Genomic DNA, 18,751 nt, shown 5'->3' on the forward strand with positions numbered 1-18,751 from the left:
TATACCGGTCCTTATACTGATGAGCAGCCAGCCAATCAACGTACGTCTCGATCTCCACGCCCATCCATGAGCCCCGGAGCCGATCGACAGTGGACGGCTTGGCGAAATAATCCTCCAACATGGCAACTTCCTTTCTCCTCAAAGAAAATGAAGTAACCACCATCTACCCAGCCAACCGTTATGTGCCATGGAACACCGGTTCAGACTAAGAACAGCCGCCGATGCCCACCGCACGGCAGCCGCGGCCACATAATCAGGCAGGGCACAGAAGACCGACAATGAGAAAACCGTCACGATCGAGCACGTCGCCGGGGTACCGGTCCGTAACCGGCAGATCGTCGCGTTCGCTCGGCATTACTCCACCGCCGTCCACACCTGCATGCCGGCAGACCCTGCCTCCAAGGGCGGGGTGGAGAACGCGGTGAAGATCGCCAAGGCCGACCTCGTCCCCAAAGAGACGAACCTGCGCGGTGAATACGCCTCCTTCGCCGAGTTGGAGGAGGCGTGTGAGTCGTTCATGGAGGAAGTGAATTCCTCGGTACACCGGGCCACGTTGGAGATCCCCAAAGACATGTTCCGACTGATTGAACAGCCCAGGCTGCACCCGGTCCCGGCGGTGCCGGTAACGGCGAGTTTCGGTCAAGTCCGCCAGGTTCCGCCGAACACGCCCATGGTCACCTACGAGCACTCCCGCTACTCCGTCCCACATACCCTGATGGGGCAAAGGGTCTGGGTGCGCGGCACCGATACCGAGGTCATCATCGTCCATGTTGGCGATACCGGGCCGGTGGAAGTCGCACGCCATCCCCTCACCCGTCCCGGCGTGCCGGCCATTATTGACGCTCACTTCCCGCCGGCCTCCGCCGGTGCCCTGGAACGGATCATCCGCCCCACGAACAAAGCCGAAGAGGAGTTCCTGGCCCTCGGGGCCGGGGCCGCGCTCTGGCTCAAGGAAGCCGCCGCGGCCGGGACAAACAAGATCCGCCACAAAATGGAACGCGCAGCGACCCTGGCTAAGGTCATGGGCAACGATATCGTCGACCAAGGCCTTGGGGCCGCCGCCGTGCACCACCGCTTTACCCATGAGGATCTGGTCTCCATCATCACCAACACCGCCACCGGCGAACCGCCCAGCACCATCGACACGACCCGGCATACGGTCACCGACCAAGGCCAATGGCTATCCCAGGGCACCGGCGGCTGGGCCAACTTCGGCACCACCAACACCGCTGATGGCAGCGACGCTGCGGATCTTGAAGGAGCCACCGAATGAGCACCACAACCCTTGCCCCGGCACCGCTGACGGATGCGGCCGTGGAACAGGTGATTGCGTTGATGCGCACCACCCGGATGCCGCACGCCCGCGCCGTGGTCGCCGATGTCTTGGCCACCGCAAAAGCCCAACGCTGGGACCCCACCGAAGTCATTCGCGTGCTGCTCGAGGCCGAGGCGACCGGGCGGAACCGGTCTATGCGGGCCACCCGGCGCAAACGCGCAGGGTTCCCCACCGGGAAAACCTTCGATGTCTGGGACGAGACCCTCTCGACCCTGCCGGCGGCGACGACCTCGTTCCTGCGAACCCTGGAATGGGTGCGCCGGCGAGAGAACCTGATCGCATGCGGGCCCTCCGGGACGGGCAAGACTTTGCTGCTTGAATCCCTGGGCCAGCAGGCCATCGATGAAGGCATGTCCGTGTCCTGGCTGAGCCTGGAGGATCTCGGCGCTCTCGTGCGCCGGCACCGCATCGATGACAGCGTCAACAAAGCCATCACCCGCGTCACCAGCGTGGATTTAATCTGTATTGACGATATCGGTCTTTTACCGGTCTCCGGCGACGCCGCCGAGGGATTCTACCGAGTCGTGGAAGCCTCCTACGAGAAACGCTCCCTAGCCATCAGCTCCAACATCCACCCCTCCGGCTTCGACGAGCTCATGCCCAAAACCATTGCCACCGCCACCGTGGACCGGCTCATGCACCACGCGCACCTCTGCCAAACCAGCGGCGAATCCGTCCGCCTCATGCAAGCCCAAACAGGGAAAGGAACCCACCCCATGACCTAAACCCGCACCACCGTCACCGGCCCCACCCCCAGCACGCCCCAGACGCCTGAACAGTGGTCAAAAATACTTGCCGCCAACGGTCAACCCACTGCCACCGCCGGTCAAAACAAACTGCAACCAACGGTCAGTTCTAACTTGCAGTTGACAATTTGCCAAGCAAAACACGATGCTGGATCGCTCGGAAGGATCGGAAGCCCCACGTTTACCCCACGGAAACGATGAAAAGTGATGCCATGTGGCCAACCTATGGCGTTGTGGATATGGCCAAAAATCTCCGGAAAATCAAGGGAATGGGAACAAAGGACAACCAATGGTATGAGCCGTCCTCTGAGAAGAGGTCAGGAGTTCGAATCTCCTTAGCTCCACCACGAAAGCTCTCTGACCAGCGGAAACGCTGAGTTGGAGGGCTTTTTGTTTGGGTGAAATGGGTCGCCCCCCCTTTTTACCCCCTCTTTTCATTTAGAAGGCGCTGGAAGATGTTCCCATCCTTGATGAATTTTGGTGTGGGCGTTGGCTGCAGAAGCGCGTGGGGAGCCACTTACCAAGATTTTTCAGCGGGCCCGGACGTTCATCCAGATGCAAGGGACGGTTGTCTACATGGTGGGCCCATCAACGGGAGCTGGGCCACTGAATTATTCCACGACTTTGGTGAGGTCAGCAGTTTCCGCAGCCTTGGCAATGTAATGCATTTCTGTAGTGATGGTGCCTGAGTGTCAGATATTCCATCGGCACTCTTTCGCCTCCCGAAGAGTGCCGATGGGGAAATAGACACAAACGACACGTCTCGCGGTCGCGACACACCGGCTATTAGCTTCGGCGAGCTGGCCGGGCTCGTGCCGGGCCAGCAGGACCCCGGCCGGATCCGAAGCGGATGTTATCGGTGGCGTCCAAAAGCCAAGGCCATGATCTCCGGGCTGGTCCCGGCGAAACCATTGGACTTGTGGTGCTCTGCAAGCCAGAAGCGGCAGCAGCCCGCCGCCGCGGCGGCCCGGCAACGGCGACCGTCTCCCTTAGCGCCTCGGCGCGGGTGCCACCACTGGTAATCGTGGACTGGTCCAGAACGGAAAGCTTCATCGGGTGGACGTCCGGGTTCCCGGTTTGGAGGTAGGCACGATCATATAGTCGGCTATGAACACCAGGTTATGGATTTCGGCTGAGGCGATGGCCCGAAGCGTTGGGAGCTCCTGCTCGGCATATGCTGGGGTGAAGGCGTTCAGCGGCCAATCCCGGTTTGTTCCTCCACGCAGGTGCGGGTGGTTGAAGTTGCGGCCGTAGTAACCGGCCGCCGCACCCCGCAGCCAGGTCCACTCAAGGGAAGTCCGGATGCCCATGGCCTGTCCCATCAGCCCATTGGAGGAGTCAGGCCGTACCTGGCGATGATGTCCGGCAGCCACGGCGCCTCGCCAAACTGAAGGCCGTATTCGGCTGCCAGTTTGTCGATCGCCTCCGGATCGGGTGGTCCCTCTGCTTCGAGCTGATCGGCCAAGCCCCAGAAGAAATGCTCGAACCCGGCGGGGCTGATCACTTCGATCATCCTCGCCGGAACTTTGCCCGCGTTCCACATTGTGTGCAGCTCGCCGCGCGGCTTCGTGATGTAGCCCCCGGCTCCCAGCACCGCCTCGCGCTCGCCGGATCGGAATCCGATCTCGCCTTCTAGGACGATCGAATACTCGTCCTCACGGGTATGCGTGTGCGGTGGAACCAAGGCCCCGACCGGAAACGGGTGCTCCACGATCGAGATCTGCTCGTTGGTGTGTTCGCCGAACAGTTTGAAGACAACCCCGATACTTCCGAGGCTGCCCTGTCGTCCTTCCCCTGGCTGCACGACGGTGAGCCGTGGAGCCTCCTTAGCGCCCATGACAGGCCCCCTTCCTAATTCGCTATACAATGGTGTATAGCGAATTATCCAACCGCAAAGGAATCGGTGTCAATACTTTGAGTGAACAGGTCCGTTCAGCCAAATCACGCCGATATCAGATGATCAATCGCACCGCGCAGGTGGACACCACGCGTCGGCGCATCGTCGACGCGGCCGTGGCCCTGCATGGTTCCGTGGGCCCAGCCCGTACGACGATTGCCGGCGTCGCCGAGCACGCTGGGGTGACGCGCATGACGGTCTACCGGCATTTCGCAGACGACGAGGCCCTGTTCTCTGCTTGCTCCTCGCACTGGCTCTCACAACAGCAACTACCGGATCCAGTTTCCTGGTTCGAGCTCCCGGATCCCCTGGAACGCCTGCACGTAGGCCTGACGGATCTCTACCGGTTTTATCGCGGCGGCGAGTCGATGCTCACGCGCATCTATGCAGACTGGGATGTGCTGCCGGACAGACACCGCAAAGAGCTCCAAGACCGCAACACGTATTTCCGCGAAGCACTGCTGGACCCGTTTTCGGCGCCGGGCAGGAGTGGCCTGCTGCGCGCCGTCGTCGGCCACGCTGTTTCGTTCTGGACGTGGCGGTCCCTCTGCCACGACAATGGGCTATCCAATCGGGACGCCGTCCAGACCATGACAGCACTGGCAGCAACGACGGCTGGCAAGGGCCAGGCGTAGCCCTTCGCTGTCCACGCATGAAATTCAGTTCCCTAAGGTCAGCGCACCTGAGGTCACCCCGAGTTCAGCGCATCGAACTGATCCTTGTCCCCGTGAGGGTTCCCCAATCGGATGACCTTTGACTAGATTCCATCGACAAGCTGCATCCGAGTGGCTACTAGGCACCGCGCTGCCTTATCCTACGATTTTTTCCTTCTTCTGAGACCGCCCCAACCGGGCGTGCCGGATCTAATGTTCATCAGCTCTGGTTGTTACTGCGATCACCGTTCCTGCCGGTCAGGGCAAAATCCCCAATACAGGTCTGGTAGGCATGCGCACCGAAAACATTCAATATTCTGACGTGACTGAGAAAGAAGGAAACAGGGCTGCTGTCCCCGCGTTTGTCACCTAGCCCTAGGGATATCAGGCAGACCGCTGACTAGGTCCTAGGTTCATGATTTGCTTCGGAAAGTGACATGGATGATGCCGCTCTCCGCGACCTCTGAACTGACGGCGTAATCGGACTCGAGTTCCCGGAGGTCGTCCCAGAGTCGGATGCCCCGGCCCAGCAGGATTGGGGTGATTGCGACGTGGAGTTGGTCGATAAGTCCGGCTTTGAGGAAGTCGCGAACTACCGTTGCGCCACCGCCGATCCGCACGTCCTTGCCGCCAGCTGCATCCCGTGCCCGTGCGAGTGCGTCGACAGGTGCTGCGGCGAGGAACTCGAACGTGGTGCCCCCTGCCATCTCGATTGGTGGTCGCTCTGAGTGCGTGAGTACGAAGACGGGCGCCCGGAAGGGCGGCTCGTCTCCCCACCAGCCGCGCCAGTTGGGGTCGTCTGGGAAGTTGTGGAGTCCAAACATCCCGGCGCCCATGATCTCGGCGCCGACGTCGGCGAAGTAGCCTTTTGCGTAACGGTCGTCGACGCCGGTTGTGCCCGCGCCGGTCTTATCGTGAAGCACTCGCTCGCGGAACGTGCGGGTCCCAGCGTAGGCGCCGACGAGCCGACCCCAATCATGGCCGAAAGGATGCTCGGGGGTTTGATCGGTAGTGGTGGCGTACCCGTCGAGGGAGATGTTCAGGTCGGCGCGGACGCTCATGGTGTCTCCTTCTACAGTGATTGCAATATGCACTCACTGTAGTTGAGGGGAAGGCTCAGTCAAGGAGTGGATGCGATGGGATCGAGCTCTGGCTGCGCGATCAACGCACCCTCCACGCTCTCGGCGACCATAGCTTCAGCGCGGGGACCGGGGGCCGCACTAGCCTTTCCGTTTGTACCGCATCGCCACAGCCCCCGAGCTGAACTCCTCACGGCTCACGAACGTCAGATCGAGTGGATTGGCTAATCCTGCGAACAGGGTGGGGCCGTGACCGGCCACCCTCGGCTGCACCATGAATTCGTACTCGTCGATCAATCCTAGATCCGCCAATGCCGTGGGGAGTGTTACGCCGCACACGAGCAATCCCTTCCCCTGGGCTTCCTTGAGCTGTCGCACACTCTTTCCGAGATCTCCAAGCAGGAGCTCTGCGTTCCAATCGACTTTGTCTAAGGTGCCCGATACGACGTACTTCGTCGCGGCGTCGATCGTGCGCGCGAAAGGCTGCGTCCAGTCGGGCATCGCATCCGATGCAGGTGGCCGCCACGCGTCCTCCATCATCTGGTAGGTCACCCGGCCAAAGAGTAGGGCGTCGGCCCGTGCGAGGTTGTCGGCCCAATACCGGTGCCCCTCCTGATCTGCGGGCATCTGTCGATGATCGACGCAGCCGTCGAGGGTGATGTTGATGGAGTACCTAAGGAGCCTCATTAGGCAACGGTACCGATCGGGGTAAGGTGCCGCGCGAAATGGCGTTGAGTGAGTCACGTGCCGTTGCAGGTGCCGGCCGGAAGAAGTGGCGTTCCGCAGGCCTCTTGACTTTTCCAGACGCCTCCTCATAGGGTGGAACCGATTCCATGGAACCGATTCCATGGATGAGCACGAGGGAGTGGCGAGGATGACTACAGTAACCATCAGGGACGTTGCGGCTGCCGCCGGTGTCTCTGTCGGCACTGCATCCCGGGTCCTTTCCGGGAACCCCGCCACCTCAGCTGCATCGCGTGAACGCGTCGCTGCCGCTGTCGCGCGGCTGGACTTCCACCCCAACGCTCAGGCGCGCTCGTTGCGCTCCACTCGCACCCGCACGATCGGACTGTTGGTTTCCGACGTCCGGAACCAATTCTTCGCGGACCTCGCCCATGCCGTGGAGCAGGCTGCCCTGGCGCACGGTTACGTCATCCTGCTCGGAAATGCGAATGAGCGTGAGGATCAGCAGGACAGGTATCTCGATACGCTGATTTCCCAGCGCGTGGATGGCATCATCGTCGCCCCCCAGGGAGACGGCAGTGGTGTCATTCGTTCGCTGCTGAGGCGGGGGATCCCTACCGTGTTCGTGGACCGGACGGTGGATGGCATTGATCTTCCCAGCGTCACCACGGATAGTGGGCACGGGATCCGGCAGGCTGTCGAACACCTCGCGGACCAAGGCCACACCCGGATCGGCTATATTGCGGGCCCGCAGGCCATTTCGACCGGACGCGAGCGGTTTAACGCCTATACCCGGGCCATCGAGGCCAATGGGCTTTCGCGGGATCCCGCGCTGGTGTACTTCGGCGATTTCCAGGCAGCGAGTGGTTCGTCTGGTGTGCATGCACTGTTGAATCTGGAGCAGCCGCCGACGGCGATCCTGGCTGCGGACAGTCCCATGGCAACGGGGGCGGTGGCCATGCTGCATCGGTTGGGGGTCCGGATCGGGACGGATATGGCACTGGTGGCCTTCGATGACATCGAATGGTTTGCCTTGCTGCAACCGGCGCTGAGCGTCATTTCGCACAGTGTGGAAAAGATGGGACGGGAAGCTGTGGATCTGTTGCTGCAGGTGATCGACGGCGGCGCGCCGGAATCGATTGTGCTGCCCAGCGAACTTATTGTCCGCGCCTCCTCGAGCACACCCCACCGCCCGGGATCTGTTTCCAGCCTAAGGAAGAACTGACATGAGTGACCATCCCCTTCTCACACTCAACCAGGTGAGCAAATCCTTTGGTCCGGTGAACGTGATCAGGAAGGTAAGTGTCAACGTCCACGCCGGTGCGGTCCAGGTGCTGCTGGGCGAAAACGGTGCCGGAAAGTCGACGCTGATCAAGATGATGGCCGGCGTTTACCAGCCGGACGGCGGGGAGATCCTCATCGACGGCAAGGCGGTGAGTCTGCCCAACACCCGGGCCGCTGAAGAGCACGGCATCGCCACCATTCACCAGGAACTGAATCTGGTGAACTCCATGAGCGTTGCGGAAAACGTCATGTTGGGCAGGACGCCGAAAAAGTTCGGCATGGTGGACCGAAAGGCCTTGCGCCGGCAGGCCCGCGCGGCGCTGGACCTGATCGGGCTCGACGTGGACGTCGAAACCCCGGTGGGGGAGCTCGGCATTGCCCGTCAGCAGTTGGTGGAAATTGCAAAAGCGTTGAGCATCAATGCCCGTATCCTCATCCTGGATGAGCCCACCGCGGCGCTGACCCGGCACGAGACGGAAAGCCTGTTCAAGGTGGTGGCGGACCTGCGCCGCAAGGGTGTGGGAATGCTGTTCATCAGCCACCATCTGGATGAAATTGCGGAGATTGGCGACAGCGTCACGGTGCTGCGCGACGGCGAATTTGTTGCTGAGGTTCCAGCCTCCACCAGCGAGGACGAGTTGGTCCGGCTGATGGTGGGCCGCAGCATCGATGACCAATTTCCTCGCCGGTCAGCAGAATCCGAGGGCCCCGCCGAGATCCTGGCCGTTGAGCACCTGACTTCGAAGGGCAAGTTCGAGGACATCAGTTTCACGCTTCGGGCCGGGGAAGTCCTGGGAATCTCCGGACTGGTTGGCGCCGGCCGCACCGAGCTGATCCGTGCCATTGCCGGGGCCGACAGGTATGACTCCGGGTCCGTGAAGGTCCGCGGAAAAGCCCTGCCCAAGGGCAGCGTGCAGGCCGCCATCCGGGCCGGTCTTGGCCACGTCCCGGAGGACCGTAAGGGCCAGGGTCTGGTGCTGGACGCATCGGTCAACGAGAACCTCGGGTATGCCACGCTGGCCTCCAGCGCACGACTGGGCCTGGCGGACTTTTCCGGACAGCGCAGCCGGGCGGAGGCTGTGGCCAACACCTTGCGGATCCGGATGCACAGCATCGACCAACCTGTCGGGTCCCTCTCCGGCGGGAACCAGCAGAAGGCCGTTTTTGGTCGCTGGATCATCGCCGCGTCCACAGTGCTGTTGCTGGATGAGCCGACCCGCGGCGTTGATGTCGGAGCCAAAGTGGAAATCTACGAGCTGATGAATGCGATCACCGAAGCAGGCGGAGCAATAGTGATGGTCTCCAGCGAACTGCCGGAGGTTTTGGGCATGAGCGACCGGATTCTGGTTCTGCGGGACGGTCGGCTGGCCGGAGAATTCAGCTCCGCTGACGCCACCCAAGACAAAGTCATGACGCTCGCCGCACGCGATGTCAATGAAGAGCACTGAGAGAGAAGGAACTTTCCTCATGTCCGCTGCAACCCTGCAGGCAAAACGACGCAGTTTTGACGTCAAGAAATTCCTTGCCAACAACGGTGCCCTGGTGGGTCTGGTGGTGCTCTGCATTGCCTTGTTCATTGCGACACCGGATTTCCTTACCGGCCGGAACCTGCTCAATATAGGGATCCAGGTATCTACCGTGGCGGTGCTGGCGTTCGGAATGACTTTTGTCATTGTCGCTGGCGGCATCGACTTGTCCGTTGGATCGGTCGCGGCGCTCTCTGCCATGGTTTCCGGCTGGTTCTTCGTCAGTGCCGGCCTGCCCGGCTGGCTTGCCCTGCTCGGGGGACTTGCTGCCGGGCTACTTGCGGGCGTGATCAACGGCCTGGCCAGCGCCTATGGCAAGCTTCCCTCCTTTATCGCGACATTGGCCATGCTCAGCATCGCCCGGGGGCTGACTCTGGTGATTTCCGACGGTCGGCCCATCAAGACGTCCCCGGAGGTGTCCTTCTTGGGTGGGAACCTCGGGCCCGTTCCGATGCCCATCGTGATTTTGCTGATTGCCGCCCTAGTGGCGTCGTTCCTGCTGAACCGGACCGTCGTCGGGCGTTCCATGTATGCCGTGGGCGGCAACGCGGAGGCGGCCCGGCTGTCCGGTCTGCCGGTGAAGCGGATCATAGTCATCGTCTTCGGCCTCGCAGGCCTTTTCGCGGCTCTCGCCGGTTTGCTGCTCGCCGGGCGCCTTGACTCAGCCCAGCCACAGGCGGCCACGGGCTATGAACTGGACGCGATTGCCGCCGTCGTAATTGGCGGGGCATCGCTTGCCGGCGGACTTGGCCGGATCTCGGGCACCTTTGTCGGCGCCCTGGTGCTGGTGGTGATCCGCAATGGCTTGAATCTGCTCAACGTCACGTCGTTCTGGCAGCAGGTCGTCATCGGCGTCGTGATTGCCTTGGCGGTGGGCATTGACGTGCTCCGGCGCAAAACCCGCAGCAGCTGAACTTCACTTATTACGTAAACCATTCCCTACAGAAGGACAGAACAATGAAGATCTCAATCCGTCAGCTCGCGGCGGTCGCGGCGACCGCAACAGTAATTCTCACCGGCACGACCGCCTGCAACCGGGGCGGTGGAGAGGCCGGCGCCGCGACCCCCAAGGTAGTGATGGCCCTGTCCACCCTGAATAATCCGTTCTTCGTTGAGGTTCGCGATGGCGCCCAGGCCGCGGCGAAGGATGCCGGCGTGCAGTTGGAGATCGTCGACGCGCAAAATGACTCTGCGACACAGGCGAACCAGCTGGCCACCGCCGCTACCGGCAGCACCAAGGCCGTCATTGTGAACCCGGTGGATTCAGATGCCGCAGCGTCCCCGGTGAACACCTTGCTCAAAGCCAACCTGCCGGTCATTGGGGTGGACCGGACCGTCAATGGTGCCGACCTGACCTCGCTGGTGGCCAGTGATAACGTCGCCGGCGGCAAGCAGGCCGCCGATGAGCTGGCCAAGTCGATGGGCGAAAAAGGGAGCATTCTGGTTCTGCAGGGAGTGGCCGGCACATCCGCCAGCAGGGACCGCGGGCAGGGCTTCACCGACGGTCTGAAGGCTTACCCGAACATTAAGGTGGTGGCCAAGCAGACCGCAAACTTTGACCGCGCCACGGCGCTGGACGTCACCACTAACCTGCTGCAGGCCCAGCCCGGGGTCACCGGGGTGTTTGCCGAAAACGACGAAATGGCCCTCGGCGCGATCCAGGCTCTGGGAGCCAAAGCGGGCAAGGACGTCAAGGTTGTCGGTTTTGACGGCACGGCCGACGGACTGGCCGCTATCAAGAAGGGCACACTGGTAGCCACCATCGCGCAGCAACCGGCCAAGCTGGGCCAGCTCGCCGTTGAATTGGCCGCGAAGGCCATTAAGGGCGAAAAGGTCGAAAAGACGGTGCCGGTGCAGGTTGTTTCCGTTACCGAAACGAATGTGGGCGACTACGCCAAGTGAGCATCCCGGCCGTAGTTTCTCCGGTCCCAGGCCAGGTGGTCGTGGTGGGATCGATCAACGTTGATCAAGTGATCCGGGTGAACAGGCATCCTCGCCCGGGTGAGACCCTCATCGGGCGGTCGCTGGTGCTGCTGCCCGGTGGCAAAGGCGCCAACCAGGCGGTGGCCGCTGCCCGGCTGGGCGCTGCGGTCGCCCTTGTGGGTGCCGTGGGAAGTGACGGCCTGGCCGGCGATGCGACGGCCCTGCTGGCGGGTGCCGGAGTGGACCTCTCCGCGGTCCAGCAGGTGCCCGGCCCCACCGGCCTGGCACTGATCACCGTGGCCGACGACGGTGAGAACACCATTGTGGTGGTGCCCGGTGCCAATGCCTCGGTAGACGCCGCGGCGGTCGGCCGCTCCGCAGATGTCATTGCCGCGGCGGCGGTGCTGGTGCTGCAGGGAGAGATCCCTGCCGCCGGCATCACCGCCGCGGCGCAGCTTGCCGCCGGCCGCGTGGTGCTGAACCTGGCACCGGTGATCGAACTGGACCCGTCGGTGATCCTGCGTGCGGATCCGCTGGTGGTCAACGAGCACGAGGCGGCACTGGTGCTTTCCGCCCTGCGGCCCGGAGTAGAGCCCCCGAGCGCTGATATCGCACTGGTGTCGGGGCTGCGTGAATGCGGCATCCCCTCCGTGGTCCTCACCCGTGGAGCACTCGGTGCCATCTGCGCGGACGACGGCGGCACCGAGGAAGTGCCGGCGCCCGCCGTGTCAGCGGTGGATACCTCCGGTGCCGGAGATGCCTTTGTTGGAGCGCTGAGCGGGCGTCTCGCCGCCGGCGCCACACTACCGGAGGCCGTACGGCTGGCCGTCCGGGTGGGTGCTTTTGCAGTCCAAAGCGAGGGAACCCAACCGTCCTACCCCACGCTGAATGACGAGCTTCCGGAGGTATCGGGGTGAAGAAAGACGGAATTCTCAACGCAGATCTCAATTTTGCGATCAGCAAGCTCGGACACACTGATCTGATCATGGTGGCAGACTGCGGCCTGCCTGCCCCAGCCGGTGTGACCGTGGTGGATCTGGCCCTGGTACACGGGATTCCAAGATTGGAGCAGGTGCTGGATGCGCTGCTGGCCGAAATTGTTGTGGAACGCTGTGTGGCCGCCCAGGAAGTGGAATCCACCATCGCGCAAGGGTGGTTGACCTGCCGCTTCGACCAGGTGAGCTACATCAGCCACGCCACACTGAAGGAGCTCAGCGCGTCGGCGAAGCTGTTCATCCGCACGGGCGAAGCTACGGCCTACGCCAATGCGGCGCTGTATTGCGGCGTGCCGTTCTAGCATCTACTCCGGGTTCGATCGGCTTAGGGCGGCCCACCCGCTGCCTGCCCTCGGGCCGATCACAAGCGTTCGCGGTTTTTGAGTTTCCGGGCCGTGACGCCATACGAGTTCTCGGCATTCGCTCCGCAGCGGTGCCCGAGGCGCGTCCATCCTCGTGCCCGGCAAAAGCGTCCCGGCTTAGGTGAACATGATGACTTGGCGGACGGCTTTTCCGTCGGCCAATTGGTCCATGGCGTGATTGATGTCAGCTAGCTGGATGCGACTGGTGATCAGCTCTTCCACGGGGAGCTTACCGTCTCGCCAGAGTTGGGCATATTTGGGGATATCGCGCGAAGGAACTGCCGAACCGAGGTAGCTGCCAACAATTGTCCGCGCTTCTGCCGTGACGGTCATCGGGGAAATCGCAGCCATGGCATCGGGTGCCGGCAGGCCCGCAGTGATGGTCGTCCCGCCTACCTCGGTTGCCAGGAACGCGGTTTCGAATGCCCTGGCGTTGCCCGCACATTCGATGACGTACTTGGCCTTGATTCCCTTGTCGAGGAGGGACTGGGGGCTGTAGGCCTCGTGGGCGCCCAGGCGCAGCGCCTGATCGCGTTTTTCTTCCATCGTGTCGACCGCAATGATGGTGGAGATATTCTGCGAGACCGCAGTGATAAGTGCGGCCATTCCCACCCCGCCAAGGCCGACAATCATGATGCTGTCTTCCACTTTTGGACGGGCAGCGTTCAGCACTGCGCCACCGCCGGTCAGAACGGCGCAACCCAGAACGGCGGCGATATCCGGCGGTATATCATCCCCCACAGGGACCGCCGATGCGCTGTCGACTACGGCATAGCTGGCAAAGCCGGATACACCAAGATGGTGATAAATCGGTTTGCTGTTTCTGGACAGGCGCATGGAACCGTGAAGCAGGGTTCCAGCCGCGTTGCTTTTTGACCCCGCTGTGCAGGGCAGGCGCCCTTCCTCCGCGCAGTTCGGACACTTTTCACACCGCGGAAGAAAGGACATAACCACGCGTTGGCCGGGAACCAGCCCGACGACGTCGGTGCCGATTTCAACCACGCGGCCTGCAGCTTCGTGGCCCAGAAGCATGGGAACCGGTCGCACCCGGTTGCCGTCAACCACGCTCAAGTCGGAATGGCAGACGCCGGCCGCTTCAATCTGGACGAGAATTTCTGTCGGGCCGGGCTGGCCCAAGTCCATTTCCGAGATGGTGATCGGCCGTGATTGCGCATAGGGGCGGGACTTGCCGATCGTATCCAATACAGCACCGGTGATCTTCACGTATTCGCTTCTTTCAAAGGGGACAAATCAGGGCCGGAGGGCGCAGGCGCCGAAGCTCGCTGGCGCCCCGAAGCGCGCTAGCTGCCCTGCGCCACGGCAGCTAGTTGGAGGGGAAATCGAAGGAGGCTCCCGAGGCGTGGGTGGGTTCGGGCCAGCGGGAGGTGACAACCTTGCCACGGGTGTAGAAGGAGACGCCTTCGGGCCCGTAGATGTGCTTATCGCCGAACAGCGAGGCTTTCCACCCACCGAAGGAGTGGTAGGCCACGGGGACGGGCAGCGGCACGTTAATACCGATCATGCCCACAGAGACCGAGCGCTGGAACTTCCGGGCGTTGGCGCCCGAGGATGTGAAAATGGCAGTGCCGTTGCCATAAGGGTTGGCGTTGATCAGATCGATACCAGCGTCGAGGTCGTCCACGCGGACCACCACCAGCACCGGTCCGAAGATTTCCTCGGTGTAAGCCGTCATCTCGGTCTTCACATGGTCAAGGACGGTAGGGCCGACCCAGAATCCTTCCTCGTGGCCGGGAACCACGAGGTCGCGGCCATCTACCACCATGACGGCGCCGGCGGTTTCGGCGTCGGTAACGATTTTAACGATGCGTTCCTTGGAGGCAGGCGTAATGACCGGGCCCATATCGGCGTCGGGCATTGTGCCGTTGTTGACCGTGATGGCGAGGGCGCGTTCCTCGACCTTCTCAACCAGGGAATCGGCGGCTTCGCCGACGGCAACTGCCACGGAGATGGCCATGCAGCGCTCGCCGGCGGAGCCGAAGGCCGCGGCGGCCAGATGGTCGGCCGCGTTGTCGAGGTCGGCGTCGGGCATGATGAGGGCATGGTTCTTCGCCCCGCCCAGGGCCTGGACGCGCTTGCCGTGGGCCGTGGCGGTCTCATGGACGTATTTCGCGATCGGGGTGGACCCCACGAAGGAGATGCCGTCCACATCAGGGTGGGTGAGGAGACCGTCCACGGTTTCCTTGTCTCCGTGCAGGACTTGGAAGACGCCGTCGGGCAGGCCGGCCTGCTTCCAGAGTTTGGCCAGCAGCACCGAGGCGGACGGGTCGCGTTCGGAGGGCTTGAGAATGAATGCATTGCCGGCGGCGATGGCCATCGGTGCCATCCACAAGGGGACCATAACCGGGAAGTTAAACGGGGTGATGCCCGCGACGACGCCGAGGGGCTGGCGGAAGGAGAAGACGTCGATGCCGGTGGAGGCCTGGTCCGAATAGTCGCCCTTGAGTAGGGTAGGGATGCCGCAGGCGAACTCGATGACTTCCAGACCCCGGCCGATCTCGCCCTTTGCGTCGGAGAGCACCTTGCCGTGTTCGGCGGTGATCAGTTCGGCAAGGTCATCCACGTGGGCTGCTACCAGTTCGCGGAATTTGAACAAGATGGTGGTGCGCTTGGCAAGGGACATGTCGCCCCAGGAATCGGCGGCAGCGCGGGCGGCGGCGACGGTGGTGTCAAGGTCCGCCCGGTTGGCCAACCGCAGCTCTGCGGAGACGGCGCCGGTGGCAGGGTTGTAGACGGGCTGACTACGGGTGCCTTCTCCCGGAGTTTCGGCCCCATTGATGAAGTGGTTGATCGTGGTGGTGAGAGTTGTCGTGTTCATAGGTTTAGGTCTTCCTGGCTAGAGCATCGGACGTGCGAGCGCCACACATGCAATTTCTGACGTGTGATGGGTGTAGGTTCTGTCCGCACTGCGGACTGGAGAGCGGAAGTGCGGACACGGGCTAGGCATAGATCCCGGCATAAATCTCCTGGATCTGGCGCGCGTCCGGAACCACGGGATTGTTCGCCGGGGAACCGGAAGCCAGAGCCTGTTCGGCCATGAGCGGGAGCTTGGCTTCCCATACCTGCCGTTCGATGCCGAATGCCTCTGGCGTGGGAACATGAAGGTCGGCATTGATCGCGCGCAGTTCGGCCACCAGCGCTGCCGAAGCTTCCCTGTCGGGTGCGGCCGCTGACGCCACACCCAGGGCACGCGCACATTCGGCATATCGGGGCTCCGCGGCCGCTACGGAAAACGCTGTGACGGCCGGAAAAAGCATGGCGTTCGCCAGACCGTGTGCCACATGGAAGTGGGCCCCGATGGGCCTGCTCATACCATGCACTAAAGCGACGCTCGAGTTGGAGAAGGCGATACCTGCCTGTGTAGCAGCCAGCATCATTGCCTCTCTGGCCGCTGGGTTTGACCCGTCCTCGTAGACGTTTCTTAAGTTCATGCCGATGGCCCTGATGGCAGCGAGGGCGAATCCGTCGGAGAACGGATTGGCCTTCTTGCTCACAAAGGCTTCAATGGCGTGGGTCAATGCATCGATGCCCGTATCGGCGGTCAACCGCGGCGGCATGGACAGGGTGAGCGTGTAGTCGATCACAGCGGCAGCGGGCAAAAATGCCACGCCGGACGAGAGCATTTTTTCGTTGCTCTCGGAGTCGCTGATGATTGTGAACTGTGTGGCCTCGGAGCCGCTTCCTGCTGTAGTGGGAATAGCAACAACGGGAAGCGCTGGGCCAGTATTGTTCCGGGGTGCCTTGTAATCCCGCATCGCGCCGCCTTGCAGGCTCAGGATGCCGAGGGCTTTTGCAGTGTCCATGGAGCTGCCGCCACCGAGACCGATGATGATGTCGGCCCCATGTTCTTTTACTGCGCTCAGACCGTTACCGAGCGAATCCGTGGTGGGGTCCGGAACCGTTCCTGAGAATATGGCGACCTGCAGCCCGGACTTCTGCAAAGACGACGACAGCCTGTCGACGACGCCGGAAGCGACCATATAGGCGTCGGTGACGATGAGTGGGCGGCGTCCTCCGAGTTCGACGATCAAGGCCCCTGTGTCTTCAATAGCTCCGCCACCCACTCGCATGAGACGGGGGAGTGCAATGCTGGCAACCATAGAACACCTTTGCTTGACGGTGCTCCATCAGGAGCAGCCGGGATTCGTAGTCCTTTTAGCATGTCATGAGATGGATGCCCATACAATGCCCAAAAATCCGCTTGGCAGTGCATATTTGCACGGTAAACTCGAGGAATGATCTCAGCCGATGACCTGCGTTACTTTTTAGAGGTGTGCCGTACGGGGACCTTGGTGTCAGCAGCGCGTGGGCTCGGGGTGGATCATACGACCGTGGGCCGCCGCATTACGCAGCTGGAAAAGGCCAGCGGTGCCAGGTTGTTCGTACGCACCCCGGGCGGGTGGAGGCCTACCGAGGCCGGTGAACGCCTTGCCGTTCACGCTGAGGCGGTGGAATCCTCCATCCTTTCGGCATCAGAGGAACTCGGTTCTCCGGCCGGCCGGTTGGCCGGCACGTTGCGCATTGCCACCCCCGATGGGTTCGGGGCCTTCGTACTCAGCCCCGGCCTGGGAAATCTGCGCGCACGGCATCCTGATCTGAAAGTGGAGATAGTCACGGCAACCCGCCTCAACCTGCTGGCGTCCAAGGAATTTGATGTCGGTATTTCACTGGCACGGCCGACCATCCGTGGAGTGGAGTCTTTCGAGCTGGCAGACTATCCGCTGGGCCTGTATGCCAGCGCAGATTATCTGCGGCGCCGCGGGCCCGTCCGTCACGTGGGCGAGCTTCTTGAGCACCCGGTGATTGGATACGTGGACTCGCTTCTGGATATTCCGGCTTTGCGATTCCTGGATGCCTTAGTACCGGGCGTCCGCCCCGCCATCCAAACGAACAACATCACCGGACAATGGATGGCTACAGTGGCAGGGCTGGGTGTTGCGGTCCTTCCCTCCTTCATCGCTGAATCTGATCGTCGGCTGGTCCATATTCTTGAAAAATCGGTCGCCATCCGCCGAAAGTACTGGCTCGCTGTTCCCCGTGAGCTTCAAGGTCTGGCCAGGATTCTCGCTGCCCGGCAGGAACTCGAGGAGTTGGTCCGCTCTCACCCCTATCTTGAGCTCGTTCCTCCCGCGGGGCCCCTAGGGTGACCAATACGATGACGGGCCCGACGCCGGGTCCGGCCGATAACCTCTCCGCGGCGGACTGCAGCAGCATATCGTGCTCAAACTAAGCGTGCTCGGTACTGCCGCGGACGATAAGATCGCAGGGAAAATCTACCCGCCGGGGCGCGAGCCCGGGTGTGTGGATCCGCTCAAGTAATAGCCCCGCCCCGCTGCGTGCCATTTCGCGGCTCGGCTGTCGGACAGTGGTCAGGCTGAAGGAGTCCCAAGCGGCCATTTCGACGTCGTCATAACCGATAACCCAGCAATCCCGGGCCGGGATACGGTTGGCACGCAAGGCGTCCAGAGCGCCGAAGGCCATGTGATCATTGGCGCAGAAAACGGCTTGCGGAAGATCGCCGCCGGAGAGTAACCGGTTCATGACCCCGGCGGTCGTGTCATGGGAAAAGCCGCCGATGAAGCGGAAGTGCTCTGGTACGGGGTGACCCCGCTCGCCCATAGTTTGCAGAAATCCGCGCCCCCGGTCCCGGGAGGTGCTGGCGTTTTCGGCGCCCCCGATGAACGCCGCCCGGGTCTTCCCATGGTCTAGCAGGTAGTTGGCGACGGCGGCACCGCCTTCTATATTCGTGCTTGTCACTTGGTCACAGTCGAGGCTCTCGACGGCACGGTTTATCAGGACGAGGGGACTGTGTTTTTCGACGGCCGCCTTCAACTCCAGCGATTCCGCCGTAGCGGTGGTGAAAATGACGCCGTCGACAGCGCGTTCACTGATGGCCTTGAGCGCGTCAAGGTGGCTGCCGCCGCCGGCGTTCCAGATGACGACGCGGATGCCAGCTGCGTCGAGTTCGCGAGTGAGTTCGTCGAGAACCTCGGAGTAAAAAGGATTCGTGAGGTCCGCTACCACCACGCCGATGGTGTTAGTCCGTCTCGTTTTCATGGCTTGCGCCCCGGCGTGTGGCACGTAGCCCAGTGTTTCCATGGCCACCTGCACGCGGGCTTTAGTAGCTGCGGACAGCTTCGAAGAGGAGGACAGGACTCGGGAGACGGTCGCCTGCGATACCCCGGCCAGTTCCGCCACATCACGGCTTGTGACCATTGCCGGAACCTCCATGGTGTTCGAATAGCTTG

At 62.2% G+C, this 18,751-nt stretch carries 18 protein-coding genes; 10 read left to right on the forward strand and 8 right to left on the reverse strand.

Annotation, left to right across the window (positions count from 1 at the left end; translation table 11 throughout):
• Positions 1 to 379: 379 nt before the first annotated feature.
• Both OS914_RS16005 and OS914_RS16010 read left to right on the forward strand, forming a co-directional pair.
• Positions 380 to 1,273, forward strand: coding sequence for a Mu transposase domain-containing protein (locus OS914_RS16005; RefSeq protein ID WP_267547055.1), 894 nt, complete (start codon positions 380 to 382; stop codon positions 1,271 to 1,273).
• On the forward strand, positions 1,270 to 2,061 hold the full coding sequence (locus OS914_RS16010) for an ATP-binding protein (protein ID WP_324290672.1): 792 nt from the start codon (positions 1,270 to 1,272) through the stop codon (positions 2,059 to 2,061). The genes OS914_RS16005 and OS914_RS16010 overlap by 4 nt, the downstream gene beginning before the upstream one ends.
• A 1,070-nt stretch (positions 2,062 to 3,131) precedes the next feature.
• On the opposite strand, the gene OS914_RS16015 is transcribed toward OS914_RS16010, so the two are convergent.
• A complete protein-coding gene (locus tag OS914_RS16015) occupies positions 3,132 to 3,404 on the reverse strand; it encodes a hypothetical protein (protein WP_267547056.1) in 273 nt (90 codons plus the stop codon).
• The gene (locus OS914_RS16020) at positions 3,404 to 3,919 is read right to left on the reverse strand and encodes a cupin domain-containing protein (RefSeq protein WP_267547057.1); all 516 of its coding nucleotides are present in this window, start codon (positions 3,917 to 3,919) and stop codon (positions 3,404 to 3,406) included. Before OS914_RS16020 ends, OS914_RS16015 begins: the two co-directional genes overlap by 1 nt.
• Positions 3,920 to 4,038: 119 nt before the next feature.
• Here OS914_RS16020 and OS914_RS16025 point away from each other — a divergent pair, with 119 nt between their 5' ends.
• Positions 4,039 to 4,614 (forward strand): TetR/AcrR family transcriptional regulator, encoded by a 576-nt coding sequence (locus OS914_RS16025; RefSeq protein WP_267547058.1) that lies wholly within the window; start codon positions 4,039 to 4,041, stop codon positions 4,612 to 4,614.
• Between the two features lie 431 nt (positions 4,615 to 5,045).
• On the opposite strand, the gene OS914_RS16030 is transcribed toward OS914_RS16025, so the two are convergent.
• Positions 5,046 to 5,693 carry a dihydrofolate reductase family protein gene (locus tag OS914_RS16030; protein ID WP_267547059.1) on the reverse strand — a complete coding sequence of 216 codons (648 nt, stop codon included), beginning with the start codon at positions 5,691 to 5,693 and terminating at the stop codon, positions 5,046 to 5,048.
• 159 nt (positions 5,694 to 5,852) lie between these two features.
• Positions 5,853 to 6,398 carry a dihydrofolate reductase family protein gene (locus OS914_RS16035; RefSeq protein WP_267547060.1) on the reverse strand — a complete coding sequence of 182 codons (546 nt, stop codon included), beginning with the start codon at positions 6,396 to 6,398 and terminating at the stop codon, positions 5,853 to 5,855.
• Between the two features lie 187 nt (positions 6,399 to 6,585).
• Here OS914_RS16035 and OS914_RS16040 point away from each other — a divergent pair, with 187 nt between their 5' ends.
• The 6 genes from OS914_RS16040 to rbsD are packed head-to-tail and all read left to right on the forward strand — an operon-like array spanning position 6,586 to position 12,425.
• Positions 6,586 to 7,620 (forward strand): LacI family DNA-binding transcriptional regulator, encoded by a 1,035-nt coding sequence (locus tag OS914_RS16040; protein ID WP_267547061.1) that lies wholly within the window; start codon positions 6,586 to 6,588, stop codon positions 7,618 to 7,620.
• Position 7,621: 1 nt separating this feature from the next.
• Positions 7,622 to 9,127, forward strand: a complete 1,506-nt coding sequence (locus OS914_RS16045; RefSeq protein WP_267547062.1) for a sugar ABC transporter ATP-binding protein — start codon at positions 7,622 to 7,624, stop codon at positions 9,125 to 9,127.
• A gap of 19 nt (positions 9,128 to 9,146) precedes the next feature.
• The gene (locus OS914_RS16050) at positions 9,147 to 10,118 is read left to right on the forward strand and encodes an ABC transporter permease (RefSeq protein WP_267547063.1); all 972 of its coding nucleotides are present in this window, start codon (positions 9,147 to 9,149) and stop codon (positions 10,116 to 10,118) included.
• A 44-nt stretch (positions 10,119 to 10,162) separates the two neighbouring features.
• The gene (locus OS914_RS16055; protein ID WP_267547064.1) at positions 10,163 to 11,107 is read left to right on the forward strand and encodes a substrate-binding domain-containing protein; all 945 of its coding nucleotides are present in this window, start codon (positions 10,163 to 10,165) and stop codon (positions 11,105 to 11,107) included.
• Positions 11,104 to 12,045 carry a ribokinase gene (locus tag OS914_RS16060; protein ID WP_267547065.1) on the forward strand — a complete coding sequence of 314 codons (942 nt, stop codon included), beginning with the start codon at positions 11,104 to 11,106 and terminating at the stop codon, positions 12,043 to 12,045. Before OS914_RS16055 ends, OS914_RS16060 begins: the two co-directional genes overlap by 4 nt.
• Complete coding sequence (gene rbsD, locus OS914_RS16065; protein ID WP_267547066.1) at positions 12,042 to 12,425, forward strand: D-ribose pyranase; 384 nt, start codon at positions 12,042 to 12,044, stop codon at positions 12,423 to 12,425. Before OS914_RS16060 ends, rbsD begins: the two co-directional genes overlap by 4 nt.
• Positions 12,426 to 12,602: 177 nt before the next feature.
• Here the strand turns inward: rbsD and OS914_RS16070 are convergent, their stop codons facing one another.
• From OS914_RS16070 to OS914_RS16080, 3 genes are all read right to left on the reverse strand, one after another.
• A complete protein-coding gene (locus OS914_RS16070; RefSeq protein ID WP_267547067.1) occupies positions 12,603 to 13,709 on the reverse strand; it encodes an alcohol dehydrogenase catalytic domain-containing protein in 1,107 nt (368 codons plus the stop codon).
• Positions 13,710 to 13,809: 100 nt separating this feature from the next.
• The gene (locus OS914_RS16075; protein ID WP_267547068.1) at positions 13,810 to 15,321 is read right to left on the reverse strand and encodes a CoA-acylating methylmalonate-semialdehyde dehydrogenase; all 1,512 of its coding nucleotides are present in this window, start codon (positions 15,319 to 15,321) and stop codon (positions 13,810 to 13,812) included.
• A 121-nt stretch (positions 15,322 to 15,442) separates the two neighbouring features.
• Positions 15,443 to 16,603, reverse strand: coding sequence for an iron-containing alcohol dehydrogenase (locus OS914_RS16080; RefSeq protein WP_267547069.1), 1,161 nt, complete (start codon positions 16,601 to 16,603; stop codon positions 15,443 to 15,445).
• Between the two features lie 135 nt (positions 16,604 to 16,738).
• On the opposite strand from OS914_RS16080, the gene OS914_RS16085 reads away from it, so the two are divergent.
• Positions 16,739 to 17,650: a LysR family transcriptional regulator gene (locus tag OS914_RS16085; RefSeq protein WP_267547070.1), complete on the forward strand. Its 912-nt coding sequence runs from the start codon at positions 16,739 to 16,741 to the stop codon at positions 17,648 to 17,650.
• Between the two features lie 79 nt (positions 17,651 to 17,729).
• On the opposite strand, the gene OS914_RS16090 is transcribed toward OS914_RS16085, so the two are convergent.
• Positions 17,730 to 18,719, reverse strand: a complete 990-nt coding sequence (locus OS914_RS16090) for a LacI family DNA-binding transcriptional regulator (RefSeq protein WP_267547071.1) — start codon at positions 18,717 to 18,719, stop codon at positions 17,730 to 17,732.
• Between the last annotated feature and the right edge of the window lie 32 nt (positions 18,720 to 18,751).

Source organism: Arthrobacter endolithicus, assembly GCF_026627425.1.
In the GTDB taxonomy this organism is placed as follows: domain Bacteria; phylum Actinomycetota; class Actinomycetes; order Actinomycetales; family Micrococcaceae; genus Arthrobacter_M.

Bases quoted from the DNA above. Each gene is read 5' to 3' on its own strand.
- OS914_RS16005 (WP_267547055.1), top strand. From the start codon at position 380: ATGCCGGCAGACCCTGCCTCCAAGGGCGGGGTGGAGAACGCGGTGAAG.
- OS914_RS16010 (WP_324290672.1), top strand. From the start codon at position 1,270: ATGAGCACCACAACCCTTGCCCCGGCACCGCTGACGGATGCGGCCGTG.
- OS914_RS16015 (WP_267547056.1), bottom strand. From the start codon at position 3,404: ATGGGACAGGCCATGGGCATCCGGACTTCCCTTGAGTGGACCTGGCTG.
- OS914_RS16020 (WP_267547057.1), bottom strand. From the start codon at position 3,919: ATGGGCGCTAAGGAGGCTCCACGGCTCACCGTCGTGCAGCCAGGGGAA.
- OS914_RS16025 (WP_267547058.1), top strand. From the start codon at position 4,039: ATGATCAATCGCACCGCGCAGGTGGACACCACGCGTCGGCGCATCGTC.
- OS914_RS16030 (WP_267547059.1), bottom strand. From the start codon at position 5,693: ATGAGCGTCCGCGCCGACCTGAACATCTCCCTCGACGGGTACGCCACC.
- OS914_RS16035 (WP_267547060.1), bottom strand. From the start codon at position 6,398: ATGAGGCTCCTTAGGTACTCCATCAACATCACCCTCGACGGCTGCGTC.
- OS914_RS16040 (WP_267547061.1), top strand. From the start codon at position 6,586: ATGACTACAGTAACCATCAGGGACGTTGCGGCTGCCGCCGGTGTCTCT.
- OS914_RS16045 (WP_267547062.1), top strand. From the start codon at position 7,622: ATGAGTGACCATCCCCTTCTCACACTCAACCAGGTGAGCAAATCCTTT.
- OS914_RS16050 (WP_267547063.1), top strand. From the start codon at position 9,147: ATGTCCGCTGCAACCCTGCAGGCAAAACGACGCAGTTTTGACGTCAAG.
- OS914_RS16055 (WP_267547064.1), top strand. From the start codon at position 10,163: ATGAAGATCTCAATCCGTCAGCTCGCGGCGGTCGCGGCGACCGCAACA.
- OS914_RS16075 (WP_267547068.1), bottom strand. From the start codon at position 15,321: ATGAACACGACAACTCTCACCACCACGATCAACCACTTCATCAATGGG.
- OS914_RS16080 (WP_267547069.1), bottom strand. From the start codon at position 16,603: ATGGTTGCCAGCATTGCACTCCCCCGTCTCATGCGAGTGGGTGGCGGA.
- OS914_RS16085 (WP_267547070.1), top strand. From the start codon at position 16,739: ATGATCTCAGCCGATGACCTGCGTTACTTTTTAGAGGTGTGCCGTACG.
- OS914_RS16090 (WP_267547071.1), bottom strand. From the start codon at position 18,719: ATGGTCACAAGCCGTGATGTGGCGGAACTGGCCGGGGTATCGCAGGCG.